The 22,119-nt window shown below is 66.5% G+C and carries 20 protein-coding genes; 7 read left to right on the plus strand and 13 right to left on the minus strand.

Annotated features, from left to right (window positions below):
* Nucleotides 1-2 precede the first annotated feature (2 nt).
* Complete coding sequence (locus KRR55_RS01125) at nucleotides 3-1,331, minus strand: glucarate dehydratase family protein (RefSeq protein WP_217387201.1); 1,329 nt, start codon at nucleotides 1,329-1,331, stop codon at nucleotides 3-5.
* A gap of 101 nt (nucleotides 1,332-1,432) precedes the next feature.
* Between KRR55_RS01125 and KRR55_RS01130 the strand changes: the two genes are divergently transcribed.
* A complete protein-coding gene (locus KRR55_RS01130; protein ID WP_217387202.1) occupies nucleotides 1,433-2,371 on the plus strand; it encodes a LysR family transcriptional regulator in 939 nt (312 codons plus the stop codon).
* Nucleotides 2,372-2,373: 2 nt separating this feature from the next.
* Here the strand turns inward: KRR55_RS01130 and KRR55_RS01135 are convergent, their stop codons facing one another.
* The 4 genes from KRR55_RS01135 to KRR55_RS01150 form a co-directional block, all read right to left on the minus strand.
* Nucleotides 2,374-2,709 (minus strand): nuclear transport factor 2 family protein, encoded by a 336-nt coding sequence (locus KRR55_RS01135; RefSeq protein ID WP_217387203.1) that lies wholly within the window; start codon nucleotides 2,707-2,709, stop codon nucleotides 2,374-2,376.
* A gap of 33 nt (nucleotides 2,710-2,742) precedes the next feature.
* On the minus strand, nucleotides 2,743-3,564 hold the full coding sequence (locus KRR55_RS01140) for a MerR family transcriptional regulator (protein WP_217387204.1): 822 nt from the start codon (nucleotides 3,562-3,564) through the stop codon (nucleotides 2,743-2,745).
* Between the two features lie 65 nt (nucleotides 3,565-3,629).
* Entirely contained in the window at nucleotides 3,630-4,814 is a 1,185-nt protein-coding gene (locus KRR55_RS01145; protein WP_217387205.1) for a glycerate kinase family protein, read from the minus strand.
* Between the two features lie 78 nt (nucleotides 4,815-4,892).
* Nucleotides 4,893-6,074: a mandelate racemase/muconate lactonizing enzyme family protein gene (locus tag KRR55_RS01150; RefSeq protein WP_217387206.1), complete on the minus strand. Its 1,182-nt coding sequence runs from the start codon at nucleotides 6,072-6,074 to the stop codon at nucleotides 4,893-4,895.
* 398 nt (nucleotides 6,075-6,472) lie between these two features.
* Here KRR55_RS01150 and KRR55_RS01155 point away from each other — a divergent pair, with 398 nt between their 5' ends.
* From KRR55_RS01155 to KRR55_RS01170, 4 genes are all read left to right on the plus strand, one after another.
* Complete coding sequence (locus KRR55_RS01155) at nucleotides 6,473-7,414, plus strand: carbohydrate ABC transporter permease (RefSeq protein ID WP_217387207.1); 942 nt, start codon at nucleotides 6,473-6,475, stop codon at nucleotides 7,412-7,414.
* Nucleotides 7,415-7,607: 193 nt separating this feature from the next.
* Nucleotides 7,608-8,402: a carbohydrate ABC transporter permease gene (locus tag KRR55_RS01160; protein ID WP_217387658.1), complete on the plus strand. Its 795-nt coding sequence runs from the start codon at nucleotides 7,608-7,610 to the stop codon at nucleotides 8,400-8,402.
* Between the two features lie 50 nt (nucleotides 8,403-8,452).
* Nucleotides 8,453-9,832 carry a Gfo/Idh/MocA family protein gene (locus KRR55_RS01165; protein WP_336245008.1) on the plus strand — a complete coding sequence of 460 codons (1,380 nt, stop codon included), beginning with the start codon at nucleotides 8,453-8,455 and terminating at the stop codon, nucleotides 9,830-9,832.
* A gap of 10 nt (nucleotides 9,833-9,842) precedes the next feature.
* Nucleotides 9,843-10,769 (plus strand): NAD-dependent epimerase/dehydratase family protein, encoded by a 927-nt coding sequence (locus KRR55_RS01170; RefSeq protein ID WP_217387208.1) that lies wholly within the window; start codon nucleotides 9,843-9,845, stop codon nucleotides 10,767-10,769.
* A 349-nt stretch (nucleotides 10,770-11,118) separates the two neighbouring features.
* Here KRR55_RS01170 and KRR55_RS01175 read toward each other — a convergent pair whose 3' ends face one another.
* From KRR55_RS01175 to KRR55_RS01205, 7 genes are all read right to left on the minus strand, one after another.
* Nucleotides 11,119-11,379 carry a type II toxin-antitoxin system RelE family toxin gene (locus KRR55_RS01175; RefSeq protein WP_217387209.1) on the minus strand — a complete coding sequence of 87 codons (261 nt, stop codon included), beginning with the start codon at nucleotides 11,377-11,379 and terminating at the stop codon, nucleotides 11,119-11,121.
* On the minus strand, nucleotides 11,376-11,639 hold the full coding sequence (locus KRR55_RS01180) for a type II toxin-antitoxin system Phd/YefM family antitoxin (RefSeq protein WP_217387210.1): 264 nt from the start codon (nucleotides 11,637-11,639) through the stop codon (nucleotides 11,376-11,378). Before KRR55_RS01180 ends, KRR55_RS01175 begins: the two co-directional genes overlap by 4 nt.
* A gap of 261 nt (nucleotides 11,640-11,900) precedes the next feature.
* Entirely contained in the window at nucleotides 11,901-12,986 is a 1,086-nt protein-coding gene (locus tag KRR55_RS01185) for a M24 family metallopeptidase (RefSeq protein ID WP_217387211.1), read from the minus strand.
* Complete coding sequence (locus tag KRR55_RS01190; RefSeq protein ID WP_217387212.1) at nucleotides 12,983-14,965, minus strand: DUF6807 family protein; 1,983 nt, start codon at nucleotides 14,963-14,965, stop codon at nucleotides 12,983-12,985. Before KRR55_RS01190 ends, KRR55_RS01185 begins: the two co-directional genes overlap by 4 nt.
* Nucleotides 14,966-15,058: 93 nt before the next feature.
* Nucleotides 15,059-15,949: a sugar phosphate isomerase/epimerase family protein gene (locus KRR55_RS01195; RefSeq protein ID WP_217387660.1), complete on the minus strand. Its 891-nt coding sequence runs from the start codon at nucleotides 15,947-15,949 to the stop codon at nucleotides 15,059-15,061.
* On the minus strand, nucleotides 15,940-17,100 hold the full coding sequence (locus tag KRR55_RS01200) for a dihydrodipicolinate synthase family protein (RefSeq protein ID WP_217387661.1): 1,161 nt from the start codon (nucleotides 17,098-17,100) through the stop codon (nucleotides 15,940-15,942). Before KRR55_RS01200 ends, KRR55_RS01195 begins: the two co-directional genes overlap by 10 nt.
* Before the next feature lie 62 nt (nucleotides 17,101-17,162).
* A complete protein-coding gene (locus tag KRR55_RS01205) occupies nucleotides 17,163-18,329 on the minus strand; it encodes a Gfo/Idh/MocA family protein (protein ID WP_217387213.1) in 1,167 nt (388 codons plus the stop codon).
* Nucleotides 18,330-18,483: 154 nt separating this feature from the next.
* Between KRR55_RS01205 and KRR55_RS01210 the strand changes: the two genes are divergently transcribed.
* The gene (locus KRR55_RS01210) at nucleotides 18,484-19,500 is read left to right on the plus strand and encodes a LacI family DNA-binding transcriptional regulator (RefSeq protein ID WP_217387214.1); all 1,017 of its coding nucleotides are present in this window, start codon (nucleotides 18,484-18,486) and stop codon (nucleotides 19,498-19,500) included.
* Nucleotides 19,501-19,658: 158 nt separating this feature from the next.
* On the plus strand, nucleotides 19,659-20,933 hold the full coding sequence (locus tag KRR55_RS01215) for an ABC transporter substrate-binding protein (RefSeq protein WP_254455727.1): 1,275 nt from the start codon (nucleotides 19,659-19,661) through the stop codon (nucleotides 20,931-20,933).
* Between the two features lie 194 nt (nucleotides 20,934-21,127).
* Here KRR55_RS01215 and KRR55_RS01220 read toward each other — a convergent pair whose 3' ends face one another.
* Nucleotides 21,128-22,069: an AEC family transporter gene (locus KRR55_RS01220; protein ID WP_217387216.1), complete on the minus strand. Its 942-nt coding sequence runs from the start codon at nucleotides 22,067-22,069 to the stop codon at nucleotides 21,128-21,130.
* Nucleotides 22,070-22,119 lie beyond the last annotated feature (50 nt).

Genomic DNA, 22,119 nt, shown 5'->3' on the forward strand with positions numbered 1-22,119 from the left:
ACTCACCAGCGCGGGGTGGTCAGCTGGAATTCCGGATCGATGCTGCGCATGTATGTAGTGTCGTCGCGTTTGGTCAGCCCGCATTCCAGGTACTGCCGGTGCATCCGGGCCAGTGCCTCCTCGTCGAGTTCCACCCCGAGTCCGGGTTTGGTGGGGACCCGCACCGAGCCGCCTTCGATCTCCAAGGCGCCCGGCACGATGACGTCATCGGCGGCAAGCTTCCAAGGCCAATGGGTGTCGCAGGCATAGTCGATGTTCCTGGTGGCAGCGGCCAGCTGGATCATCGCGGCGAAGCTGATACCAAGGTGCGAATTTGAGTGCATGGACAGGCCAAGACCGAAGGTCTCGGCGATCCCGGCCAGGGCCTGCGAGCGCCGCAGCCCTCCCCAGAAATGGTGGTCCGAGAGGACGACGTCCACGGAGCCAGCGGCGATGGCCGGCGGGACGTCGTTGAAGGACACCACGCACATGTTGGTCGCGATGGGCAGGTTCACTGCGGCGCGAACCTTCGCGTTGTCCGCGATCGACAGACACGGATCCTCGAGGTACTCCAACACCGGCTCCAGCCGCTTCCCGATCTTGATGGCGGTCTCGACCGTCCATACCCCGTTGGGGTCGATGCGCAGCGGCATCCCGGGGAACGCGACGCGCAGCGCCTCGATCGTGGCGGCCTCGATCTCCGGTTCGAAGACACCGCCCTTGAGCTTGAGCGCGGTGAAGCCATACTCGTCCACCATCTTGCGTGCCTGTGCCACGATTCCCGACGGGTCCATGGCCTCGCCCCAGGCATCGGGTGCTTGGCCCGGGTGTCCCGCCCACTTGTAAAAGAGATAGCCGCTGAACGCGACCTCGTCCCGCACCGCTCCACCCAGCAGCGTGCTGACCGGAACACCCAGCGCTTTGCCCTGGATGTCCAGGCAGGCAACATCGAAGGCCGAGAGGACCCGGTCCTGCAACGATGTGGTGGTGACCATGCCGCCGGTGCCGTGCCCGCCGAGGCCCGAGTCCTCGAGCAGGGACTCGGAAACCAGGGCGGAGACCTGGTTGATGTTGAAGGCGTCGGCGCCGACCAGCAGGGTGGCCGCCCGGTTCAGCCGTGCCACGTGGGCCTCGTCGCCGTAGGTCTCGCCGAGTCCGTACAGTCCGTCGGCGGTGCGGATGACCACGATGGCGCGCAGGGCGAAGGGCTCGTGCACGCCGACGGAGTTCAGCAGCGGGGGATCGGCGAAGGCCACGGGGGTCACGGAAACCTCGGTGATGGTGCACCGGTTCGTGGCGGTGGCGGCGGACTCGAGGGTGGAGAACAGAAATTCTGGCTGGGCTTCCGACATGTGGGGCTCCGTATCAATGGTGTGGCTAGACTCACCCTAGGAGCTTGCATAGATGCGTGTCCAAGCTAAATATGACAACCAATCATCCAAGGAGTGAATCGATGTTTTCACTGATCCAGCTCGAATCATTCGTGGCGGTGGCCGAGGAACTGCACTTCGGTGCGGCGGCGGAACGGCTGAACATGACCCAGCCGCCGCTGAGCCGGCAGATCCAGCTCCTTGAACGCGAGCTCCAGGCCCAGCTCTTTATCCGCAACTCCCGGCGCGTGGAACTCACCGCGGCCGGACGGGTGCTGCTGCCCAATGCCAGGCGCATCCTGGACCTGAGCGCCAAGACCAGCCTGGAGGTCTCGCGGGTGGCCACCGGTGATGCGGGAACCGTGGTCATCGGCTACACGGCCGTTGCCGGCCAGGCCGTGCTGCCGGACCTCTTGGGCCAGGCCTCCAAGCACCTGCCGCACGTCACCCTGGTGCTGCGCGAGGCGGTCTCCGTCGAACAGCTCGAGGCGCTGAGCAAGGGCGCGATCGACATCGGGATCCTGCGACCGATCGTCACCCGCCCCGGCGTGGTCACCCAGCTCATCAAGAAGGACCGCCTGGTGGTGGCGCTTCCGGAGGGACACGACCTGGCCACGGGCAAGGGCGTGTTCATCAAGGAGCTGGTGGGCCTGCCATTGATGATGTACTCCACCGGGGAGGCCCGGTACTTCTACGACCTGGTCCTTCGGCTCTTCGACTCGGTCGGTGCCCGGCCGAACATTGCCCAGATCGCCAGCCAGATCCCGGCCCTGCTGGCCTTGGTTGCAGCGGGACTGGGCGTCACGCTGGTTCCGGCAACGGCCATGGAGTTCACCCCGCGCGGGGTGGTCTTCGAGGAAATAGCCGGGGCCAACGGCCTGTCGAAGCTGAACCACTCGGACATGTACCTGGCGTGGGACGAATCCTCCACCAACCCCGCGGCCGAGATGCTGCGCAAGATCTTCCTGGATTCCCTCACCCCGGAAGCCGAGGAACCAAACGCCCCGAACGACGCGTCCTGAACTCAGGCGGTGATCTTCAGCGAGCTGATCAGCCCGGTGCTGCTCCGCGTGAATTCATGGCGCAGGTCAACGGGGCTGCCGGGGAAATTGCCGGCCAGGCGAATCACGGCAACGGCGGTGTCGTCCTCCAGGCTGCCCGAGAGCCACGTCGAGGTGGCGGTGAATGCGCCGGCGGGTCCGGTAAGCCAGCCAAGGATCTCACCGTGCCCGGTGTAGGTGTGGCCATCGTCGACCACCTCGGCGTCGGCGGTGAACACCGCGACGACCCGGGTCTTGTCGGTTCCTTCCATGAGGTCGAAGTAGGTTGCCGCTGACGGGAAGAGGTTTTTGTCGGTCATGTTCCTATCGTGGCCCTTCCCCTCAGGGGAGAGTCAACACGGATGCGCAATGGGTTGGATTGGCCATCCGATCTCGGTGACCGCCCGGTGTTGCCCGCCAGGTATCCCCTCGAGGTACGTTTCCCGCAGAGGTCCCTCGACGCTGATGCCATGGCGGGCGACGTAGCGTCCCAGCGCACCGTAGACCTCCAGGACCGTGTCGTCGCTGCCCCGGTGCGTCGCCACGGCGAGGTCGATTGCCGGCAGGATCTCGGCCCGGGCCCGCCCCGGCAGTGCCGATTCAAGCACATGGGTTGGAAGGAAAAGCGCGGCACCGCCGCGCTCGTCCAGGAAGAGTTCGGTGTCCCACAGTCCGCCGCGCGGACCGCTGGGACGAACCTTCGTGGTGGCCACCAGGACATCCAGCTCTTCCATGGCGCCGGTGAACCAGCTGCCGAGATCCGGGAGGCTGATGGTTTCGCGGATGACCACCGCATTGAGGGGTGGCTGGCGGTGCAGCCGGATGTCGAAGGGGGCCTTCGACGGATCGAGCAGGCTCCGCAGGGAGGCCACCGCGGAGCGGGTCGCCTCGAGCCGGGCCTCCATGTGTGCCAGATGGCCCTCGATCATCTGCTCCCGCTGCGGGCCGCCCGGTGTCGAGAGGATGCCGCGAATCAGGTCAACCGGCATGTCCAGCGCGCGAAAGTCCCGGATCACCTGGGCATCGGAGATTTGTCCGGCCTCGTAGAAGCGGTAGCCATTGGACGGTTCCACCCGCGCCGGAAGGAGCAAGCCGACCTGATGATAGAAGCGCAGGGTCTTTGCACTCAATTTGGTGGCCCGCGAGAAATCGCCAATGGACATCGAAACACTCATGGAACCATCATCGGCCTTCCCGTCGGTGGAAGGTCCACCGATAGTGGGCGAGCCGCCGCCCGGTATTAGCCCGGTTGGCCGTTTGCCAGATAGGTGCGCACCACGCTGTAGCTGGTGCTCTCGATGAGCCCTTCCGCCTGCCCGCTCAATTCCTCCAGGGTGGCGGGCCCCGGGGAGATCGAATAGGCGGCAAGGATGCCAGCCTGTGCCAGTTCGTCGGGGCCGAGCTGGATGCTGCCGGCAATCACGATCACGTCGGCCTCGGGCCGGCTGGCCAGGCGCACCCCGTTGACCACCTTGCCGTGGAGGGACTGCGAGTCCAGGCGGCCTTCGCCGGTGAGCACCAGATCGGCGGTTCCCAGAATCTCGCGGGCGTCCAGGATCTGGGCCACCAGTTCCCATCCCGGAACCAGCTCGACCTCGCAGAACCCCGCGAGGCAGGCGGCCAATCCTCCTGCCGCACCCATGCCCGGGACTTCACCGAGTTGGCGTCCAGTGGCTTCGCCAATGACGACTGCCAGGCGCCGAAGCCCGGCATCCAGGACGTCGATCTCCGCCGTTCTCGCGCCCTTCTGCGGCCCGAAGACCGCCGCCGCTCCGCGCTCGCCGACCAGGGGATTGGTGACGTCGCAGGCGATTTTCCAGGATACGCCCAAGGCGCGCCGGTCCAGTGCGGAGACGTCAATGGAGGCAAGGTCCCGCAGCGAACCGCCGCCCGGTGGCAGCTCGTGTCCGTCCCGGTCCAGGAAGCGGGCGCCCAGCGCGCTGAGCAATCCGGTGCCGCCGTCGGTGGTGGCCGATCCGCCGATGCACAACACGATTTCCGTGGCCCCCGCATCGAGTGCCGCGTTGACCAGCGCACCGATGCCGAAGGTGGTGGCGTGCAGCGGCCGTAGCGGGACATCGCTGACGGCGGGCAGCCCGTTGGCCTCCGCGGCCTCGATGACGGCGGTGGAACCGTCGGGGGAGAGACCGTAGCGGGCGGCGACGTCGCGACCCAGCGCATCGGTGGTGGCCACGGACCGGGCGGGAATGTCCCAGGCGTCGAGAATGGCATCAAGGGTCCCTTCGCCGCCGTCGGCAAAGGGCAACGTGCTGATCGCCACCTCCCGTCCGGCGGCCCTTGCCGCGGTGCGGGCGCCGCGTGCCATGGCCTGGGCGACGGTTCCGGCCCCGGCGCTTCCCTTGAAGGAATCGGGGACTATTGCGATGGACAGCGTTCGAAGGTGCTTGGTTTCTGCAGGGGGCATCGGGCGCGCCTTTGGTCGTGGGGAGGGGAGGGCATCGGGCATGTCGCCATGTCCATGGTCCGGCAGGGGGCGTGGAGGTTACTGCCCGCCCAGTCCCGCGCGCTGTGGTGCGCCCAGCACCAGCCGGTCCACCAGATACTTTTCGAGAACTTCCGCGTCGGGGGTGAATCCAAGGCCCGGGGTGTCGGGAAGCTCCACGGTTGCCCGGGCCGCATGCAGGGGATGAAGTTGCTCGTCCCAAACTAGCAGCGGGAATTCCAGTTCGACCTCGCCGGGCATCGCGGCAATGAACTGCGCAGTGGCCACTTGGGCGGGACCGTAGTAGAAGCAATGCGGCACCACCACGGCCGCGTCGGTGCGGGGTCGCAGGTAGTGCAGCATGGAGCTGAACCCGCCGATCTTTCCGATGCTCGGTTGGCCAACCCCCAGCGCTCCCGCGGCAAGCGCGGCATCCAATGCCAGGGTGCCGGAGGCGTTCTCGCCGCCGGCCAGCGCGATCCCCCTGGCGTTCAACCGGCGATGGCCCTCGACGTCGTCCGGCGGCCACAGGGGTTCCTCCAGCCAGCGCAGGTTCAGCGGCAGGAACGAGTCGATGGCGTCCGCCGCGTCGGTTTCATTCCACCGGCAGTTGACGTCCACCATCAGCGGGGCGTCGGCTCCCGCCTGTGTGCGGGCCGCGGCAATGGCCGGGTAGCTGGACTCGTGCAGCTTGAAGGCCTCGAAGCCCAGCTGCTGCGCGCGGGAAATCTGCCGGGCCACCTCGGCCGGGTCTTCCCCGTAATGCACCAGGCTCGCGTAGGCCCGGATGCTGTTCCGGGCCTCGGGGTTGAGCACTTGCCGCAGCGGCTTGCCGGCGATCTGCGCCTTGATGTCCCACAACGCGATGTCGAGGGCGGAAATGGCATAGAGGACCGGGCCGGTGCGGCCGAAGGCATGGAAGGCCCGTTGCGCCTGGTCGTTGAGCGCTTCCGGATCCACGGGCTTGTTCAGATAGAACGGGGCGACGAGCGATTCGAGGGCGGCCCAGGTGACGTCGTTGACCTTGTGCCCGAAGGCCTCTCCCCAGCCAACCAACCCTTCAGTGGTGCCGACCTTCACCATGAGCGATTCCATGGACGAGAAGGTGCGCGAGGAGGCGTTGAATTCGTCGATGCTCTCGTTTCCGGGCTCTGCGCTGCGGGCCGCGTTGAAGGGCATGCGCACCCGGAGCAGCTCCACCGACTCAATGAATTGTTCCGGTCGTGGATCTGTCTCTGGCATGGGGAAGGCTCCAAGTGAAGGATGGGTTTTGCGGGGCAGATTGCCGGGCGGAGATGGGTGCATCCCACACCACCCGAATATAGGGTCGGGCCCCACTGCTGTCTAGGACCAAATGTGGATGGGTTGATGCCATAAAGGCATGGGCGACAATCCGGGCCCCGGATTGCTTTGTCCAGTAGGGGCAAAAGCGGGTTCGGGGCGGCCCCGCGGGCCGGAAAGGTGAATGTTCGCCCCGGGAATTCACCCTAGGGTGTTTGACGTCACATCGTGCTGCGTTTAGTGTTGATGCAACCCCGGAAACCGCTTTCCCAAATCAGGAGGCCGTGCATGTCGAACGTCCATCTTCCGCTCTGCAGGGCCGCTGTTCCTGCCCGCGGCACCAAAACAAAGGCAGGTTCATGAGTGCGCTCGGAGAACTCTCCCGGCTGAAGACGAGTCCCGGCCGGGGCAAGACCAAGATCAAGATCAAGCACAAGGACAACAAGGCCGCCTACTGGTTCCTGTTGCCCTGGTTGGTCGGGCTGGTGGCCATCACCATCGGACCCATGTTCATGTCGCTGTACCTCTCCTTCACCGACTACAACCTGCTGCAGGCCCCGGTGTGGAGCGGCTTCGAGAACATCGTGCGGATGATGGAGGACGCCCGGCTCCACAACTCGCTGAAGGTCACCTTCATCTACGTGCTGGTGGGCGTTCCGCTCCAGCTGGCGCTGGCCCTGGGCGTGGCAATGCTGCTGGACCGGGGGATGCGCGGCCTGGCCATCTACCGCTCGATCTTCTACCTGCCCTCGCTGCTCGGATCCTCCGTGGCCATCGCCGTGCTGTGGAAGCAGATCTTCGGCACCAGCGGCCTGGTCAACCAGTTCCTGGCCATGGTCGGGATCCAGGGACCGGGCTGGATCTCTGACCCCAACACCGCGTTGGGCACCCTGATCCTGCTCAACGTGTGGACCTTCGGCTCGCCCATGATCATCTTCCTGGCCGCCCTGCGCCAGGTGCCGGTGATGTACTACGAGGCCTCGTCGATCGACGGCGCGTCCAAGTTCCGCCAGTTCATCACCATCACGCTGCCGATGATCAGTCCGATCATCTTCTTCAACCTGGTCCTCCAGGTCATCGGGGCCTTCCAGTCCTTCACCCAGGCCTTCATCGTCTCCGGCGGCAAGGGCGGGCCCTCCGACTCCACCATGTTCTTCACGCTCTACCTCTACCAGCAGGGCTTCGGACGATTCGACATGGGCTACGCCTCGGCCATTGCCTGGCTGCTCGTGGTCATTGTCGGCGCGTTCACGGCCATCAACTTCCTAGCTTCAAAGTATTGGGTGTTCTACGATGACTGAGCAAATCAAATCCCCGGTCACCGATGACCGGAAGGCGGCCACCGGCACGGACGAGGAATTCGAACTGATCGCAGCCCAAGCCGCGCTGGATGAGGAACGGCTGCCGCGCGAACAGCGCAACCGGCTGCGCGCCCTGCGGCGCCGGGAGCGGAAAGCCAAGTGGTCGGTGGCCAGGTCGCTGCTCAAGCACCTGATGATCATCGCCGTTGCGGCGGTGATGATCTACCCGCTGCTGTGGATGGTGGTCAGCTCGCTGCGACCCACCGACGTGATCTTCCGCGAACCGGGCCTGTTCCTGCAAACCTTCCAGTGGGAGAACTACGCCGAGGGCTGGACCGCGCTCTCGCACCCCTTCGGGCACTTCATGCTCAACTCCGCGATCGTGGTGCTCGGCTCCATCATCGGCAACCTGGTCTCCTGCTCCATGGCCGCCTACGCCTTTGCCCGGCTCGAGTTCAGGTTCAAGGGCCTGTTCTTCGCGATCATGCTGATGACCATCATGCTGCCGATCCACGTGATCATCGTGCCGCAGTACATCATGTTCTCCCAGCTCGGCTGGGTGAACACCTTCCTGCCGCTGATCGTGCCCAAGCTCTTGGCCACCGACGCCTTCTTCATCTTCCTGATGGTGCAGTTCATCCGCGGCATCCCGCGGGACATCGACGAGGCGGCACGCATCGACGGCGCCGGCCACCCGCGGATCTTCCTGCAGGTCATCCTGCCGCTGATGGTCCCGGCGCTGGCCACCACCACCATCTTCACCTTCATCTGGACCTGGAGCGACTTCTTCTCCTCGCTGATCTACCTGACCGACCCCGACATGTTCACCGTCCCGGTGGCGCTGCGCGCCTTCGTCGACGCCACCAGCGAATCGAACTGGGGAGCGCTCTTCGCGATGTCGATCGTGACCCTGCTGCCGGTGTTCATCGCCTTCGTCCTGGGCCAGAAGTTCCTGGTCAAGGGCATCGCCACCACGGGCATGAAATAACCACCAGCATCCCTGAACCACCGAGCGAATCACTGAGGAAAGGCCAGCACGTGCAATTCGAGGACACCAGCCAGGCACGAAGCCGCTACGGAATCGTCGGCACCGGCAACCGGTGCGAGATGTACATCCACGCGATCCTGGGCGAGCACGCCGACGTGGCCGAACTCGTCGGCCTGTGCGACACCAATCCCGGGCGCCTGGAATACTTCGAGGACCTCATCGAGCAAAGCTACGGCGAAAAGGTCGAGGGCTTTGCCCCGGAGGAACTGGCGGAGTTCATCCGGGAGAAAAGCATCGACCGGCTGATCGTGACCAGCCCCGACTTCACCCACGCCCAGGTCATCTGCACCGCGCTCGAGGCGGGCGCCGACGTCGTGGTGGAAAAACCGCTGACGATCAATGCCGAGGATGCCCGCCGCATCACCGATACCGTCCGGGAAACCGGGCGCAGCGTGATCGTGACGTTCAACTACCGCTACTCGCCGCGGAACACCGCGCTGAAGAAGGCGCTGTTGGAGGGACGGATCGGGACGGTCACCTCGGTGGACTTCACCTGGATGCTGGATACCGTCCACGGGGCCGACTACTTCCGGCGCTGGCACCGGCAGAAGGCGAACTCCGGCGGCCTGCTCATCCACAAGTCCAGCCACCACTTCGACCTGGTCAACTGGTGGCTGGACGATGCGCCCGAGCGCGTCTACGCTGCAGGCTCCCTGGCCTTCTACGGACCGGGGAACGCCGAGGCGCGCGGGCAGCACCGCGAGCACTGGCGGGGGACCTTCGACGGCTCGGAGGCCGACCCATTCGCCCTTGACCTGCGCAGCGACCCACGACTGAAGGGCCTCTACCTGGACAACGAGCACCTCGACGGATACCGGCGCGACCAGGACGTTTTCAGCGGCGAGATCGACATCGAGGACAACCTGGCACTCACGGTGACCTATGCCCGCGGGGCGCTGCTGTCCTATTCGCTCAACGCCCACAGCCCCTGGGAGGGCTACCGGGTCTGCATCAACGGCACCGAGGGGCGGCTCGAGCTGGACGTTGTCGAGCGCGCCGCGGTGCTCCCGGCTGTAGGAGGATCCCCGGTTGACCCCTCGGTCTCGGTGGACGGCCAGGACTCGCTGGTGCGCCGCCGCGGGGAGCAGCTGGTGCTGCAGCGGCACTGGGAGGCAGCCCAGGAGCTGGAAATCGTCAACGGCGAGGGAAGCCACGGCGGCGGGGACAAGCTCCTGCTCGCCGACATCTTCCGCGGTGCCGTCCAGGACGAGTACGCCCGTCCCGCGGGCCTGGGTGACGGGGTCGCTGCCATCGCCGTGGGCATCGCCGGCAACGAGTCCCTGCGCCTCGGATTACCCATCCAGGTAGCGGACCTCGGGCTGGAGCTGGGCACGGCGGACGTCGCGCACGCGGTTCCGGCCGGGCGGTAGGCTGACGGACATGGGAAATACCGAACACATTCTGGTCACCGGCGGCTCGGGACGACTCGGACGCAGCGTTGTCCAAGGGCTGCTTGCAGCCGGCCACGCCGTCACCTCCGTAGACCAACGCCTGCCCGAGGCCCCGGAGCCCGGGGCAAACTACCTCTCGGTCGACCTGATGGACACCGAGCAGACCCTCGAGGCCTTCGCCTCGGTCCGCCCGGATGCCGTCATCTCGCTGGCCGCGATCGCCGTGCCGTTCAGTGCCCCGGAGGCGGTGATCCTGAAGACCAACGCGACCATCGCCCACAACGTAGCATCCGCCGCGCTGGAGGCGGGGTGCACCAGGATCGTGCTGGCCTCCAGCCCCACCGTCATTGGCTACGGGGCGCCCGCCGGCTGGCTGCCCGAACGCTTCCCGCTGGACGAGGACACCCCGACCCTGCCGTGGAACGCCTACGGGCTCTCCAAGCTGGTGGCCGAACAGGTCGCCGCGATGTTTGCCGCGGCCCGCGGCAACGAGGCACGGTTCGCCTCCTTCCGCCCCTGCTACGTGATTGCCCCCGAGGAATGGGAGGGCGCTCCCACCCAGCAGGGCCACACCGTCACCGAACGGCTTCAGGATCCGGACCTCGCTGCACCGTCGCTGTTCAACTACGTCGATGCGCGGGATGTCACAGACTTCCTGTTGCTGCTGCTGGGGAAGATGGACAAGATCGAGAACGGCTCGACCTTCTTCGTCGGCGCCGCGGACGCGCTGGCCACGCGCCCGTTGAGCGAGCTGGTGCCGCGCTATGTTCGGGGCAGCGAGGAGAAGGCCGCGGTGTTGTCGGGAACCTCCCCGGCGTTCAGCATCGAGCGTGCCCGCACAGTCCTAGGCTGGGAGCCCAAGCGCAGCTGGCGCACCGAACTGGTCAACCAGCCCGAACCGGTGCACGGAGCCTGAGAACCGGGAACGACAGGTAGGCACGTGGCTGCCGCCCCCAGCGGGCGGTGGCCACGTGCCTTTCCGTGTCCGGGGCGGAGGTGCCGGTCTGCAAGGGAGCGGGGTCTACCGGTAGCGAAAATTCATGCCAAGCGGTTCAGCGCTGACCGGAACGTTTGTCCAATGAACTGAACCGGTCCCGTATGGCGGAGCTCTGCGGGAGTGTCGACTCCGACTTGGAAGGCACCAAGACTGAGGTCCTCAGGATTCGGCAAGCTACCGGCCCTGATGGGGGCGGTTTATCCGATTAAGTGCGTTGAGAACTGCTGAAACCGAGGGCATCCAAGTGTTCATCACACGTGGCGGGTGGCTATTTGTAAACCTCGCGGCGGTGTGCCACTCGGACCACAGTGACGATCAGAATATCGTCAACAACGTCGTAGAGTACCCGGTAGTCTCCAACGCGAATCCGCCAAGCATTGGTTTCGCCGGCCAGTTTCTTGCATCCTGCGGGGCGGGGTTCCCGCTCAAGATCGGCAATGCCAGACAGGATGCGCCTTCGGATACCAGGGTCAAGCTTTCTGAGTTCCTTGGCTGCCGCGGTGGTAAATACAACGCGGTAAGAACTCACGCGTCCAGCTCAGCACGCAGTTCGTTCAAGCTGATGCGCCCGCCGTCGTCAGCCGACTTGGCTGCTCGGTATTCGGCGACGTCACGAAGCATTTCCAGTTGCTCCAGCAGCTCAAAATCCTCGGGTCCAATGAGCACAGCCGCCGGCTTGCCATTCTTGGTGATCTGCACACGTTCACGTCCATAGCTGGCACGGCCTACGGCATCGGCGAGTCCATCGCGAAGTTCTCGAATCGTGACGGATGAGGTGATCGAGTTCATGTAACCACAATAGCACTTGTGTACACATTCAACACAAAGTATCTTTCGTGCAAGGCAGCGCTCGTCCAGGGGTACTGGTATTTCGCAAGGCAGGCCGTCTGCGGGTCGAAAAATGACAGGCTCTCGAAGGGGATCATGTTGACTGCCGAGGCAGAACCGTCCGCATTCCCATGGACTTTCTTCACCGCTGCTGCCGGTTAGCGGACCCGAGCTGTTGCACCCCCGGGCAAGGGCGCAACAGCATTCAGCCGTGGTTCCTTGTTAATGCACCAGGACAGCAGGCCGCGGGCGTCCGGCAACGTTCACGGTCGGCCAGCGCTCGTCGATGCTGAGCACCTCGAGACCGTTTTCGACCAGCAGCATGGTGTCCTCGACCTTCACGCCAGGTGCCGAGGGATTCCAGGCAAAGGCCTGCCCGGCGACGATCACGTCCTCAACTCCCGGCACCAGGCGCGGGTCGCGTCCCGCGTATCCGGTGGGTCCTCCCTGGTGGTGGCGTGTCCATTCGTCAGCGGCGAAGCCGTGGCGCGGATATGCCTGTTGGATGACAGCCAGCAATGACTCCAGACTGATGCCGGGTCGGGTGGCGGCGAGAATGTCCGCCTCGACGGCAAGGATCGCCTCCTCGTCGCCACGCTGTCTGGCGGTGCTCGGGGTGAAGGAGACCCAGCGGGTCACGTTTGCTATCAATCCCGCGCGTCGGGCGCACAGCACCGCCATCATCCGATTGCCCACCGGGGAACCGGTCGGCAAGGGATGCCTGAAGCCCAGGCGCTGCTCGCCGGCGACCAAGACCACAAGCGGGTCGCTGCCATCGCCCACGATCCGCGCGGCGAGGCGTGCCGCGATCTCGCGCTCGGAGTCGTGTGGGGTTGCCGTCAGGAGCACGTCGGTCAATGCCCGAGCGGTGTCCGCGGACAATCGCCGATAGCGTTCCTGTTCCACGTCCAGCAGTGCCGCGCGTGCAGCGCGCAGCTCCAGTGCGACAGCATCCTCGGCCAAGACCTGGACGAAGCCGTGTTCCTTCGCTGCGCGTGCGCCGTACTCGGACAGCGACGCGTGCCAGGGCACGGACAGGATCTCCAGCCCCGGCGGGACCTCCTCGGCCACCAGGCGATCGGCCTCGTTCTCGAACACGACCAGGGCCGCCCCGTGCCGGTGAACCAGGACCTGGGCCACGGGGGCTCCGGCGAGCGAGACATGGCTGCGCGTCCCGGCCAGGAACCAGCCCAGCGCGGCGGGGGAGTCCAGCACCAGGGCGTCGGCGCCGCGCGCTTCGAGGATCGAGTGCACCCGGCGGTGCTTTTCCGCGAGCTCGGGATCGGCGAATGCCGCCGCAGTGCTCATGCGGGGATCCCTGCCTCGGCCAGCAGGCCAACGACTTGCTCGGCCCCGAGGCGGCCGTCGGCGAGGATAACCCGCACCGAGCGGGACACGGGGTGCTCGCGGGTGGTGGCCAGCGGCTGTTCCCAGGCCAGCGAGCGCCCGATGCCCGGGTATCCTGCGCAGCGCACGAACCACGGGTCCTCGTCGGTGGCGTGGAAGATAATCGTTGCCTCGGATCCGCCGAAGTCGGCGGTTAACGCGAGCCAGGGGGAAACGCTTCCGTGGACCGCGTCCTCGCCGCTTGCCTCTGCGGTGAAGATCTCCGCGTTCGCGACGACGGGCAGGCGCCAGAAGAATCCGCCGTAACCCCCTGCCAGGCGGCCGTTGGAGCCTGGGCTGCCCAGGTTCACCGCCGCGGCACCGTGGGGCGTGAGGGTGAAGTCGTAGCCCAGCTCCCAGCTTCCGTTCGTACCCGCGGTTGCGGTGATGGTGCGTTCCTCATCCAGGATGGTGCTTCCGTCCGGCCCGATCCAGGCCAGGGTGTCCTCGCGCCGCGTCTCGTCCCCGGTGGAGGAGAGCAGCTCGATGCGACCGTGGTCCTTGCGCCAGACGTAGCGGCCCGCTTCGCGGGTGTAGGTGCGGCCGCCCCAGAAATTCACGCCGTCGACGTCCTGGATGGCCACGCCAACCCCGAGGTGCCAGGTGTGGTCGAGCGGCTGCTGGTCGGTGAGCACCGTGTTGGCCAGGGTGCGCACCGGGTGAAGGAAGGGGCGAGGGGAGTTGGTGGGGGACAGCTCGGTGCCCAGGCGCACGCCCGCCACTTCGCGGCCTGCCACGCGCAGCGGTTCCCCGGTCGGTGCCGGGGCGGCCCAGGGTGCACCGAGGGAGGAGAACGTGGCGGGGGACTTCATGGCCCGCTTGGCCAGCTCCTCGATTCCCGGAACCACCACGTGCTGCGCGGGGCCCTCGCCCACGATGCGCAGGTGCTCGGCGGCGATGGGTGCGGGATCTTCCGCGGTGCGCACGGCCTCGAGCACCCGCATGAAGGAACCGGTGCGCTCCAAGGGGCTCAGCAACGCGGCGGCTTCGGGGCCGCGGGACTCGATCAGGTTCCGCAGCAGATCGGTGCGCCCGAACATCTGCACGGTTCTCTCGCCGTCCTGCGGGGTGATGGCCAGTTCGTCGCGGGTGTAGTGGAAGATCGCCTGCCCGTTGGTCCCGGAGATCGTGATGAACGGGTCTTTTTGTTCGGCGGCCGTGGTCGCCAGCACGGCGGTGATCGGTGTCCCGACCGCCGTCGTCACGCTGAGCGTGGAGGTGTCGTCGGCCTCGATGCCGTTGGCATGGAACAGCTCGGTGTGCAGTTCGGCAATGTCGCCGGTTTCCTGCGCCCCGGCGATGTGCAGGGCGGTCATGACGGCGTGGGCCAGGGGATTGGTGATGACCCCGTCGACCACCTGGACCCCGTCAAGAACCCGCTTGCCGGCCCAGGGGGAACGGGAATAGTAGGCTGCATCGCGCTGCCACATGCCCGTCGCGCCCACGGCGCGCAACTCGCCAATGGTGCCGGAGTCCAGCAGCTCGGCGATGGCCGGGAGTGCATGGGAACCCAGCGACTGGAAGCCGACCTGGATGCGGGTCCCGGCATCCTTCGAGGCCTGCAGGAGCTCTTCGAATTGGGCCAGGGTGGCCGTCGGCGGCTTTTCCAGCAACAGGTCCGCACCCATGGACACGGCGATCATTCCCTGCTCGAAGTGGGTGTCGATGGGGGTTGAAAGCACCACGATGTCGATGGGCTCACCGGCCTCCGCGGCCTGGGCCAGCGAGCTGTACATGGCCACGTCCGTGCCCAGCGGCTGCTCACCTGCCCGGTGGCTTCGGTCCACCGCGCTGGTCAGCACCGCGTGACCACCGGCCTCCAGCGCGCGGATGTTCTCCAGGTGGCGCAGGCCGAAGCCGCGAATGCCGACCAGGCAGATTCGTGCGGGTGGGGTGCTCATGCTCGCTCCTTCAGTTCTGTCGCGGAACAGGGCCGCGACGCTCGGCAATGCGGCGGGCACCGGCCGGTGGTGGCCGGTGCCCGCCAGGGGGTGCTACACCAGCGAGCCGGCCCCTTGCAGGGACGGCAGGACCAGCTGCGCGTAGCGTTCCTTCATCGTTTGAAGGGTGATCGCGGCGTCCTGGTTGTTGATGTCCTCATTGAAGATCTCCACCTCGACCGGCCCGGTGTATCCGGCCTCGGCAACCGCGCGGGAAATGGAGGCAAAATCGACGTAGCCATCGCCCATCATGCCACGGGATTTCAGGGCATCGTTGGCAATGGGCAGGTTGAAGTCACACACCTGGTAGCCGGCCAACCTGCCCTCGGTCCCGGCGCGGGCAATGGCCCGGGACAGGGACGGATCCCACCAGACGTGGAACGTGTCAACGACGACGCCCACAGCGGAGGCAGGGTGCGGGGCGGCCAGGTCAAGCGCCTGGTCCAGCGTGGAGAGCACGGCCCGGTCTGCCGCGTACATCGGGTGCAGGGCCTCGAGCACCAGGCGGACCCGGTGCTCGGCGGCGTAGGGGACCAGCTCGGCCAGCCGGTCAGCGACCCTGCCGCGGGCCGCGGTGACGTCCTTGTCGCCCCGATCGCCGGCACCGCCCAGGACGTGGGCCGCTGCCGGGAGCCCGCCGACGACCATGATCAATTCGCCGGTGCCCAGGGCCGCGGCCTCTTCGATGGCCCGGCGGTTTTCCGTCAGGGCCGCGGCCTGGCCGGCGGCGTCGGAGGCAGTGAGGAATCCGCCGCGGCACAGCGAGGAGACGCTGAGTCCCGCGGCGGAAACCGCCTTGGCTGCTGCCTCCGCGCCGTCCACCAGCAGGTGCCGCCAGAGCCCGATATGGCTCAGGCCCGCCTCGGCGGTGTGGCGGATTGCCTCCTCGAGGGTCAGATTTGGGGTGGTGCCGGTGTTCAGGGATAGTTCGAAGCTCAATTGAATCCTCCGGTGGTGAGCAGCGCGCCCATGCGGCGTGCGGCCAGGTCCGGGTCGCGCAGCAGCCCGGCCTCGTCCGCCAGGGCAAAGGTCTTGGCCAGGTGCGGGAGCGAGCGCCCGGAGTGCAGGCCGCCGACCAGCTGGAAGCCGGACTGGTGGCCGTTGAGCCAGGCCAGGAACGCGATGCCCGTCTTGTAGTAGAAGGTCGGGGTACTGAAGATGTGCCGGCCCAGCTTCTGGGTGGAGGCAAGGATCTGGTATCCGCGCTCCGCGTCCCCGGCATCAAAGGCCTGCAGCGCGGTGGAGGCCGCGGGGTAGATGGCGGCAAAGATCCCCAGCAGGGCATCTGAATGCCGCTGGCCGTCGCCGCGGATCAGCTCCGGGTAGTTGAAGTCGTCGCCCGTGTAGAGGCGCACTCCGGCCGGGAGGGCCGCGCGCAATTGGGTTTCGTGCCCGGCATCGAGCAGGGACACCTTGACCCCGTCGACCTTGGACGGGTTGGAGGCAATGAGTTCCAGGAAGGTCGCGGTGGCCACCGCGACGTCGGTGGAACCCCAGTAGCCTTCCAGCGCCGGATCGAACATAGTGCCCAGCCAGTGCAGGATGACCGGCCGGGAGGACTGCTCGAGCAGCTCGGTGTAGATGCCCAGGTAGTCCTCGGCGTTGCGGGCCACCCGGGCCAGGTCGCGGGAGCACATGATGATGGTCTTGGCGCCGGCGGCCTCGACGACCTCGAGCTGTTCGAGGTAGGCGGCCTTGACGGCGTCCAGTCCCGCAATGCCTGGCTGCAGGGAATCGGGCTGCAGCTGGTCGGTGCCCACGCCGCAGGAGATCAGGTCCCGCACGCTCTTGCCGCGCAAGGCGGCGGGTGCGGCGTGTACCACGGAGGTCGCCTCCGCGCAGGAGCGCGCGATCAGTTCCTGGGTGGCCGCCCAGTCCAGGCCCATGCCGCGCTGGGCGGTGTCCATGGCGTCGGCGACACCCAGTCCCCAGGACCAGAGCTCGTGGCGGTAGCCCAGGGTTGCCTCCCAGTCCAGCGTCGCCGGCGATCCCGGGGTGTTCTCGGCCGCCATCTGCGGGACCACGTGGGCCGCCGCGTAGACGTTGCGCGAGGTGATCGGCGCCGTCGGCCGGGTCCAGGCCCCGGGTGCGTTCATGGTGTGTTCGCGCAGCGTGCCGTCGGTTCCCGGCAGCAGCAGGGTGGTGCTGGTTGCCAGGCTCACAGCACGACCTCCGGGATGTCGATGGTGCGGCGTTCGGCGGCAGACTGCAGGCCGAGCTCTGCCAGCTGGACGCCGCGCGCGGCCGAAAGCAGGCCGAAGCGGTGTTCGCGGCCGTTGACCACGTCGCCCAGGAATTCCTCCCACTGGCGCTTGAAGCCGTTGTCGAGTTCGTCGTTGGCCGGGACCTCGAGCCACTGGTCGCGGAAGGACTCGGTGACCGGAAGGTCCGGGTTCCACACGGGCTTGGGGGTGTGGGCGCGCTGCTGGGCGACGCACTTGTTCAGGCCCGCGACGGCGGAGCCGTGGGTGCCGTCGATCTGGAATTCGACGAGCTCGTCGCGGTACACGCGCACCGCCCAGGAGGAGTTGATCTGGGCAACGACCGGATCGCCGGCAGGGGTTTCGAGTTCGAAGATGCCGTAGGCGGCGTCGTCCGCGGTGGCGGTGTATTCCTCGTTGCGCTCGTCCCAGCGGGAGGGGATGTGGGTGGCTGTCTTCGAGGTGACCGACTTGACCTTGCCGATGATGCCCTCGAGCACGTAGTTCCAGTGGCAGTACATGTCGGTGGTCATCGAGCCGCCGTCGGCCAGGCGGTAGTTCCAGCTGGGGCGCTGGGCGGACTGGATGTCGCCCTCGAAGACCCAGTAGCCGAATTCCCCGCGCAGCGAGAGGATCCTTCCGAAGAATCCCTCCTCGACCAGGCGGCGCAGCTTGACCAGTCCCGGGAGGTAGAGCTTGTCGTGCACCACGCCGGCGGTGATGCCCTTGGCCTTGGCGATCCTGGCCAGCTCGATGGCCTCGTCGAGGGTTTCGGCGGTGGGCTTCTCGGTGAAGATGTGCTTGCCTGCGTTGATGGCCTTGGTCAGCGTTTCGGCGCGCAGGGAGGTCATGGATGCGTCGAACACGATGTCGACGGTGGGGTCGTTGATGACCTCGTCGAGGTCGGTGGTCCAGTGCTCGATCTTGTGGATGCGGGCGAGTTCCCGGATCTTGTCCTCGTTGCGGCCGACCAGGATGGGCTGGACGGTGACCTTGCGCCCGTCGGCCAGGGTGATGCCGCCCTGGTCGCGGATGGGAAGGATCGAGCGCAGGAGGTGCTGGCGGTATCCCATGCGACCGGTGATACCGTTCATGGCGATGCGAAGTACTTGTGTTTCCGGCATGGTCTTCTGACTCCTGGAATCGGGTCGGTAAATCTCGGGAAAGTAAGTGGGAATGCGCTTTCCAAGATATATTCGTTTGGATCGACGTGTCAACTGTCACAATGGCTTGAGGGTTTCGGCGTGGCGCCGGAATCGATGAAAGGTGGTTTTCCAGATGGTCGTACGGCTGGCAGATGTGGCCCGGGAGGCAGGGGTCTCTCCGGCGACCGCGTCCCGGGTGCTCAACGGCTCCTCGCGGAGTCCGGCTGAGGCAATCGCGGAGAAGGTCCGCGGCGCCGCCGAGCGACTGGGCTACTTCCCCAATGCCCAGGCGCAGGCGCTGGCCCGTTCCTCGGCGGGGCTGGTCGGGCTGATCGTGCATGACATCGCCGACCCGTATTTCTCCTCCATCGCCCACGGGGTCCAGCACGGGCTGAAGGGCTCGGGGCTGCGCGTCATGCTCTCGAGCACCGACAGGGACGGCGAGACCGAAATGGAGGCCGTGCGCGCCTTCATGTCCTACCGCACGGAGGGCATCGTGCTGGCCGGGTCGCGCACCGTTGACGGCGACGAGCACCTTGCCGCGGCGGTGGAGACGTACCGGAAGAACGGCGGCAGGGTGGTCATGATCGGCCAGCCGCTGCCCGGAACGCTGGGCCTGCGCGTGGACAACCGCGGGTCCGCCGCCGAGCTGGTGCGCCAGCTGGTGGCACTGGGGCACCGGCGTTTCGTCATCCTGTCCGGGGACATGAACCTGGTGACGGTGGGGGACCGGCATGCCGGCATCTTGGAGGGCCTGGCGGAGGCCGGCCTTGAGCCGCTCGCCGTGCTGCCGGGCATCTTCACGCGCGACGGCGGGCTGGAGGCCATGACCGAATACCTCGAGTCCGCGAAGGGCGAGGTGGCCCGGGGGCAGGTCTGCGTCCTGGCCGCCAACGACGTGATGGCCCTGGGTGCCCTGACCGCCGTGCGGCGCGCCGGCCTGCGCGTGCCGCAGGATGTGGCGGTGGCCGGGTTTGATGACATTGCCACGCTGGAGGACATGGTTCCCTCGGTCACCACCGTGCGCCTGCCGCTGGATGCGATGGGGGAGCAGGCGGCCAGGATGCTCCTGGGCGAGGAGGGCGAGGAGGCCATCCAGGTGGTTGAGGGGGAGCCGGTCCTGCGCGAAAGCACCGCGTTTTGCCTGTGAGTTCGTTGATTGCCCTTTGGGTATCAATGGATGCGCAATTGACAAGATGAAGCTCGCCGGACCACTTGACGGGTGATTCCAATCACACATACGGTGTTGGAAACCGCTTTCCCAACGGCGGATGACCGTGCTCCACACCCAAGACTGAGGATTCGATGATGAGATTCGCTCGACTGGCCAAATTTACGGCGGTGGCTTCCATTGCCGCGCTTGCATTGACCGGATGCGGCGGCAGCGGAAGCGCCGCCGACGCCAACGGAGATGTGACCTTGCGCTTTTCCTGGTGGGGTTCGGAGTCGCGGTCCGCGGCCACCCAGAAGATCATCGAGGCATTCGAAGCCAAGAACCCGGGCATCAAGATCCAGGGCGAGTACGGCGACTGGGGCGGCTACTGGGACAAGCTGGCCACCCAGGTCGCCTCCAACGATGCGCCTGACATCATCCAGATGGACGACAAGTACCTGCGTGAATACGCGGACCGCGGAGCGCTGCTGGACCTTTCCGACATCGACGTTTCCAAGTTCGACGAGGCGGCGATCGCCAACGGCACCACCGAGGACGGCGTCGTCGGCATCACCACCGGCATCAACGCGATGGCCATGATGGCCAACCCGACGCTCTTCAAGGAAGCCGGCGTCGAGCTGCCGGATGACAAGACCTGGACCTGGGACGACTACAGCGACATCTCGGCCAAGATCACCAAGGGCACCGAGGCGTTCGGCGCCACCGGACCCAACGAGCCCGCGGGGTTCCAGTTCTGGCTGCGCCAGGACGGAAAGTCGCTGACCACCGCCGAGGGCACCCTCGGATTCGAGCCGGCGGATGCCGCCTCGTACTTCGAGATGCTCAAGGGGCTCATGGAGGCCGAGGCCATTCCGAGCGCCTCGGGCATCGCCGAGGACCAGAGCCCGGGCCCCGACAGGTCGCTGACCGGCACCAACGGGGCGGCCATGGGCATGTGGTGGACCAACCAGCTGGCAGCCCTTTCCGGTGCCTCCGGCGAGGACCTCGTGCCCCTGCGCATGCCGGGCCGCAGCGGGGAAGCCGGCGGATCGCAGACCTTCTTCAAGTCATCGATGTTCATGTCCGCCACCAAGGGCACCAAGCACCCCGAAGAGGTCAAGAAGTTCATCGACTTCATGGTGAACTCGCCGGAGGCCGGCCTGCTCAACCTGGCCGACCGCGGACTTCCCTCCAACCTCGAGGTCCGCAAGGCAGTGGTCGACAAGCTGGAGGGCCCGGACGCCCTCTCGGCCGAGTTCATCGCCGACATCGAGGACGAGGTCACCGCGGCCGAGCCGATTCCGCCGCGCGGATTCAGCGGGCTGCAGGACATCCTGTACCGCTACGGCCTCGAGGTGTTCTTCGGGCGCCTGGGCACCGACGATGCGGCACAGAAGATGTTTGAGGAAATGAAGGTCGAAATCGGCTAGCCCGGCCGATCCGGGAAACACGTGGTGGGGTGCGGCCGTGGGCCGGACCCCACCACTCCTGTTTAACGCAGGTGTTCCGGGGATGCGCAACTTCCGGTGGCTCGGCTAATCCTCGGCCAGATCAGGGCGTGGCCGGAGGAGGTGGGGGAGCAGGGAGCGTAGATGCCGTCGCGTCGTGCGGGCAGCGCCCGTGATCAGCCCAGCAGGAGCGTGATCACCAGCGTCACCGGCAGGGCCAGCAGGGTGCTGCAGAGCACCACCTCGCGGACCACGGTGGTGTCCAGCCTGAACTGCTGTGAAAAGAGCAGCACGTTCTGCGCCGTGGGAAGAGCCGCCATGATCACCACCCCGAGCAGCGCGGTGCCCTGCAGCCCGAACACGAAGGCGCCGAAGACCCACGCCACCAGCGGCATGAAGGCCATCTTGAAGAAGGTGGCCAGGAAGACCTCGCCGCGCAGCGACTTCTCCGCCAGCGGGCGCTGCCCGTAGAGCGACATGCCAAAGGCCATCAGCAGCAGCGGGATGGAGGCCTGGCCCAGCATGTCCAGCGGGATGTGGATGACCCGGGGCAGGTGCAGGTTGAAGGCGGCGAAGAGCGCTCCGATGAACGTGGCGATGGTGACCGGGTTGGCGATGGAGCGCAGGATGGTCTTGCCCAAGGGTGTCTGGTGCTGCCGGTTTCCGGCGGCGCGGGCGGCCAGGGCGAAGAAGCACAGGTAGACCGGGGCGATCAGCAGCAGCTGGGCGATGAGGACCGAGACCACCGGGTTGGTGCTTCCCACCGCGTAGAGCGCCAGCGGGACGCCGATGTTTCCGGCGTTGACGTAGCTGGTGGACATGGCGGCACCGGGAAGCCGGGTCGCCGGCACCTTGAGGAAAAGCCTGGCGCACAGCGCGTAGAGTCCGCCGGTCAGCGCTGCGGTGATGAGCGCTATCGGGGTGAACACCCCGATCACGGAGCGCAGGTCGGTGTCGGCCAGCAGGGTGAACATCAGCGCGGGATTGGTGATGTAGTAAATCAGCGGGGTCAGCCCGGTGGCGATGGATTCGCGCTTGCGCGGCAGGAACCGCGCGGTGGCCAGCCCGATGAAGATCAGGATCAGCACGATCGTGAAGCCCTGGAGCACTCCCTGCACATGGCCTCCTGAAACGGCGTCTAAAAAGCGGGCGCGATCCACGCCCGCGC

It is taken from the genome of Paeniglutamicibacter quisquiliarum, assembly GCF_019084045.1.
Lineage (GTDB): Bacteria > Actinomycetota > Actinomycetes > Actinomycetales > Micrococcaceae > Paeniglutamicibacter > Paeniglutamicibacter quisquiliarum.